Below are 4,705 nucleotides of genomic sequence, written 5' to 3' on the forward strand. Positions count from 1 at the left end.
GGCCGCACCTAGCCGGCCGCACCAACTGGCACATCGGGCTGCCTGCGGCATGGTGACGGGTCGGGAACACCGAGCCCCATGCCCAAACCCTTGGCTCGCCTGGCCCTGTTTGCAGCGTTCAACGCATGCTGGCGGCGAGACTTGGCCCCCCGCCTGGGCACCGGCTTAGACGGCGTGCAGATGTTCCAGCCGTTCTAGGCGTTCGAGCTCGGCACAGATATCGGCCATGCTGCCCGACATGGCCCAGCGCATACCCTTTTGGCGGTGCAGGCTGGCCGGTTGGGCCCAGTACATCTTGATGGGGGCATCGTTGGCGGCCTGGGCGCTGCAGCGCTGCACCGACAGGAAGGGGCGGGGGTGGGACTGTACGCCTACCGAGAGGCGGCGGCGCGCAGCGGGTTTGCGCGGCAGGCGGATGCGGTCGATGGGGCGCTGTGCGGGGGCCTCATCGGCAGGGCTGTCTGCGTGAGGCTTTTCCATGCCGGACGTGTCCACGCCGGACATGTTCAGGCCCTGGCCATCGAGCAAGCTCAGCTGCTGGGCGGCGCCACGCTGTACAGCGGCAGAGGACGCGGTGGCAAAGCAGTGCACCTGGGCGGCGAGCTGGCCGTCATTGGCGGCGCCATGGCCGGGTCGGCGGCGGTTGCTGCGCACAATGGCACGCTGGATGGACTGGAACCAGGGCAGGCCAGCGACGAGGGAAAAGGGCGCAAGCGCGCGCAATGCATCTGCTACAAGCATAGGAGACTCCTTGGTATACGGGTAACAGCAGGATTGCGCAGGGCGAGCGCATCCCCCAGGGCTGTGGGCCAAGAGCCCACAACGCCCGCTACCTGGGGTTGCGCAGAAAAGGGAGGGCCGAAGTGGCCGGAAGGGCCGCTAGGCCTAGTTCAGCATCGTGTTGCGGATCAGGCCCACGGCAATGCCTTCGATCTCAAAGGGCTCGCCGGGCTGCACGATGATGGGCAGGTAATCCGGGTTTTCGGCCAGCAACTCAATGCCGTCCTTGGTGCGCTGCAGGCGCTTGACGGTGACGTCATCGCCCAGGCGCGCCACAATGATCTGGCCGTTGCGGGCCTCGCGCGTGGCTTTGACGGCCAGCAGATCGCCATCGATGATGCCAACATCGCGCATCGACATACCGCGCACCTTGAGCAGGTAATCGGGCTGCTGCTGGAACAGGCCGCCCTCCACGGTATAGGTTTGGTCGACATGCTCTTGCGCCAGGATGGGCGAGCCGGCCGAGACGCGGCCAATCAGCGGCAGGGCCAGCTGGGCGAGCTCTTGCACCACGCGGCCGAGGCCGGCGGTGGCGTTGGACACGCCTGCCAGCGGTGAGGAGAAACGCGTGCCGCGAGCGGCATTGATGGAGCGCACGGTATCGCTTTGCAGGCGAATCCCCCGGGAGGTGCCGCTGACCAGCTCGATCACGCCCTTGCGGGCCAGTGCCTTGAGGTGGTCTTCTGCCGAATTGGCCGATTTGAAGCCCAGCTTGCTGGCAATCTCGGCGCGCGTTGGCGGGGCGCCGGTGCGCGAAATGGCGGTCTGGATCAGGTCCAGAATTTCTTGTTGGCGCGCGGTCAGTTTGGGATGGTCTCGCATAAGATCTCCGTGTGATCTGCGGTGCCGGGCAGAAGCAAAGCCACTGTGCATCCCAACACCTGTATATCAATCCAGTACCTGTATTTTTAACCAGTTTTTTGCAGGAGGCAAGCCTTGCAGCCAAAAATTTTGATCATCGGCACCGGCGGCACCATTGCCGGCATGGCCGATGATGCCGAGAAACCCGGCCAATACCGCGCAGCCCAGCTGTCCATTGCGGCCTTGCTGGCGGGTGTGAGCGGCATCGAGACAGCTGCGGCAGGCCCGCTGGATGCGGTGCAGATAGCGCAAATTGATAGCAAGGACATGAACGACGAGGTCTGGCATGCGCTGCTCAAGCGCTGCGATGCGGCCATGCGCGATGAGACCGTGCGCGCTGTTGTTATCACCCACGGAACCGATACGCTCGAAGAGACTGCCTGGTTCCTGCATTGCGTTTTAGGACGCCTGGCCAAGCCCGTGGTGCTGACCTGCGCCATGCGCCCGGCCAATGCCTTGATGCCCGATGGCCCGCAAAACCTCAAGGATGCCGTGGCCGCCGCAGCGGCGCTGGATGCGGATGGCCAACCTCTGCTGCGGGAGGTGGTGGCCGTGACGGGCGGCGGCGAGCTGCACAGCGCGCGCTGGCTGCAAAAGGTGCATCCGCACCGCTTGCTGGCCTTTTCCTCGGGCGAGCAGGGCCCCTTGGGCTGGGTAGATGGCGTGACCGTGCGCCTGCGCCAGGGCTATGCCCCGCAGGCACCAGGCACAGCGGACGGCTACAGCGGCAGCCAGTGGCTGGCCGCCTTGCCAGTGCCGGCCAGCCAGCCCTGGCCCTGGGTGGAGATCGTCACCAGCCACGCGGGACTGCGCCCGGGGCTGGTGGAGGCGCTACAGGCCCAGGGCATCGACGGCCTGGTGGTGGCGACCACCGGCAATGGCACCGTGCATCAGGTGCTGCTGGAGGCCATCGCGCGCGCACGCCAACAAGGTTTGCCGGTGTGGCGCAGCAGCCGCTGCAGCGATGGCGTGATCAGCGATGCGGTGTTGCCCGGGGCGGCCGATTTGGAAAAGGACCTGGCGGTGGCCTTGACGCCCTACAAATGCCGGGTGAGTTTGCAGCTGGCGCTACTGCAGGCACAGACAAAAGCCAAGGGTTAGCGCAGGTACCGAAGGCCTGCTTGATGATGACAAGGACAGGCATAAAAAAGCCACTGTCGCAAGACAGTGGCGGTGCGGATAAGTCCGAGCGACTTATCAGGCCTGCAGCGCGGCAATGGCGCGTTGCGTGATCTCTTCGACCGAGCCCATGCCGCTGATGGCGCGGTATTTGGGGGCTGCGGCCGGGTCTTGGGCGGCCCAGCTGCTGTAGTAGTCCACCAAGGGGCGGGTCTGGTTGCTGTAGACGTCCAGGCGCTTCTTGACGGTTTCTTCCTTGTCGTCTTCGCGCTGCACCAGGGCTTCGCCCGTCACATCGTCCAGGCCTTCGGTCTTTGGCGGGTTGAACTTGACGTGGTAGGTACGGCCGGACGCGGGGTGGCTGCGGCGGCCGCTCATGCGCTCGATGATGGCTTCAAACGGCACATCGATTTCCAGCACATAGTCGAGCTTGACGCCAGCGGCCTTCATCGCGTCGGCCTGGGGAATGGTGCGGGGGAAGCCGTCAAACAGGAAGCCATTGGCGCAGTCGGCCTGGGCGATACGTTCCTTGACCAGATTGATGATCAGATCGTCACTGACCAACTGGCCGGCGTCCATCACGGCCTTGGCTTGCAGGCCCAGCGGCGTGCCAGCCTTCACGGCGGCGCGCAGCATGTCGCCGGTGGAAATCTGGGGAATACCGTATTTTTGGCAGATGAAGGCAGCTTGCGTACCTTTGCCGGCGCCGGGTGCTCCCAAAAGAATTAATTTCATGACGGTCCTTGGAGAATAAAAAACTTGCACGGCAAAAGCGGGCACTAAAGCCCGCTTTTACACAAAAAAACTGGGCTTGAGCATATCACGCATCAGGGGATTGTCAGCGAACTGGCGCCAATACCGTGTCTCGGCTGCGCAAGACAGGCATGCTGCGCAAGACAGGCATGCTGCGCCTTTTAGCTTACGGTGTGCTTGCATCTGTGGCCGTTGCGGTGCAGGGCAGGCACGTGGGTTACATCACCGCGCCCAGCAGCTGGCGCACGCGCACCAGGTCTTCAGGCGTATCGACGCCCGAGCCCGGGATCTGCCGCGTCACATGCACAGCGATGCGGTGGCCATGCCAGATCGCGCGCAGCTGCTCGAGCATCTCGATCTGCTCGGTGGGGGCCTGGCTGAGCGTGGGGAAGGTATGCAGAAACTGGGCGCGGTAGCTGTAGATGCCCATATGGTGCAGCGGCGCAAAACCGGGCGTGCCGGTGGTGCCGGGGTTCTTCCACCAGGCGACATTGACAAAATCACGCCCCCAGGGGATGGGCGCGCGGCTGAAATAGCTGGCCAGGCCCTGGGCATCGAGCACCACCTTGACGACATTGGGGCTGAGCAGCGACTCCAGATCAGCAATCGGGTGCGCGACGGTGCCCATGCTGGCCTCGGGCCGCTCGCTGAGCAGCGCCGCGACCGCATCGATCAGCGCCGGCGCGATCAAGGGCTCGTCGCCTTGCACATTGACCACGATGTCATCACCACCCAATTGCAGCAGGCTGCAGGCCTCGGCCAGGCGGTCGCTGCCACTGGGGTGCTTGGGCGAGGTCATCACCGCTTGCACGCCATGCTTTTTGCAGGCGTCGATGATGCGCTCGTCATCTGCTGCCACCACCACGCGCTGGGCAGCGCTTTCTTGCGCGCGCCTGGCCACGCGCACCACCATGGGCAGGCCGGCGATATCAACCAAGGGCTTGTTGGGCAGGCGCGAGGAGGCCATGCGCGAAGGAATCAAGACAGTAAACGGCGCGGGAGCGGATGCCATGGTGCTAAAGGAGAGGAGAGTGAAGCTGACGTAAATTGTAGCGAGGAGGGCGGCCGGCGAGGTGTGGCCGGCGAGGTGCTGCCAGCGAGGTGCGGCCGGCGAGGTGGCCGACAAGGTGCAACCAGCGAGTCGCAGCCGACCAGGCCCGACAGCGGCAAGCCACCTACCCAGGCAGCCGCC

General features: G+C 64.7%; 5 protein-coding genes. 1 reads left to right on the top strand and 4 read right to left on the bottom strand.

The window, feature by feature from the left end; all coding sequences use genetic code 11:
* Nucleotides 1–165: 165 nt before the first annotated feature.
* Nucleotides 166–741: a hypothetical protein gene (locus H928_RS0101620; protein ID WP_148293003.1), complete on the bottom strand. Its 576-nt coding sequence runs from the start codon at nucleotides 739–741 to the stop codon at nucleotides 166–168.
* A 144-nt stretch (nucleotides 742–885) separates the two neighbouring features.
* Nucleotides 886–1,602 carry a transcriptional repressor LexA gene (gene lexA, locus H928_RS0101625; protein WP_021024923.1) on the bottom strand — a complete coding sequence of 239 codons (717 nt, stop codon included), beginning with the start codon at nucleotides 1,600–1,602 and terminating at the stop codon, nucleotides 886–888.
* Between the two features lie 114 nt (nucleotides 1,603–1,716).
* Between lexA and H928_RS0101630 the strand changes: the two genes are divergently transcribed.
* Nucleotides 1,717–2,742: an asparaginase gene (locus tag H928_RS0101630; RefSeq protein ID WP_043338231.1), complete on the top strand. Its 1,026-nt coding sequence runs from the start codon at nucleotides 1,717–1,719 to the stop codon at nucleotides 2,740–2,742.
* 96 nt (nucleotides 2,743–2,838) lie between these two features.
* Here H928_RS0101630 and adk read toward each other — a convergent pair whose 3' ends face one another.
* The gene (gene adk, locus H928_RS0101635; RefSeq protein WP_021024925.1) at nucleotides 2,839–3,495 is read right to left on the bottom strand and encodes an adenylate kinase; all 657 of its coding nucleotides are present in this window, start codon (nucleotides 3,493–3,495) and stop codon (nucleotides 2,839–2,841) included.
* 235 nt (nucleotides 3,496–3,730) lie between these two features.
* The gene (gene kdsB / locus H928_RS0101640; protein WP_021024926.1) at nucleotides 3,731–4,525 is read right to left on the bottom strand and encodes a 3-deoxy-manno-octulosonate cytidylyltransferase; all 795 of its coding nucleotides are present in this window, start codon (nucleotides 4,523–4,525) and stop codon (nucleotides 3,731–3,733) included.
* Nucleotides 4,526–4,705: the final 180 nt, after the last annotated feature.

Origin of the sequence: Comamonas sp. B-9 (assembly GCF_000410635.1) — a bacterium.
Classification (GTDB): Bacteria; Pseudomonadota; Gammaproteobacteria; order Burkholderiales; family Burkholderiaceae_C; genus Comamonas.

Bases quoted from the DNA above. Each gene is read 5' to 3' on its own strand.
- H928_RS0101620 (WP_148293003.1), bottom strand. From the start codon at position 741: ATGCTTGTAGCAGATGCATTGCGCGCGCTTGCGCCCTTTTCCCTCGTC.
- lexA (WP_021024923.1), bottom strand. From the start codon at position 1,602: ATGCGAGACCATCCCAAACTGACCGCGCGCCAACAAGAAATTCTGGAC.
- adk (WP_021024925.1), bottom strand. From the start codon at position 3,495: ATGAAATTAATTCTTTTGGGAGCACCCGGCGCCGGCAAAGGTACGCAA.
- kdsB (WP_021024926.1), bottom strand. From the start codon at position 4,525: ATGGCATCCGCTCCCGCGCCGTTTACTGTCTTGATTCCTTCGCGCATG.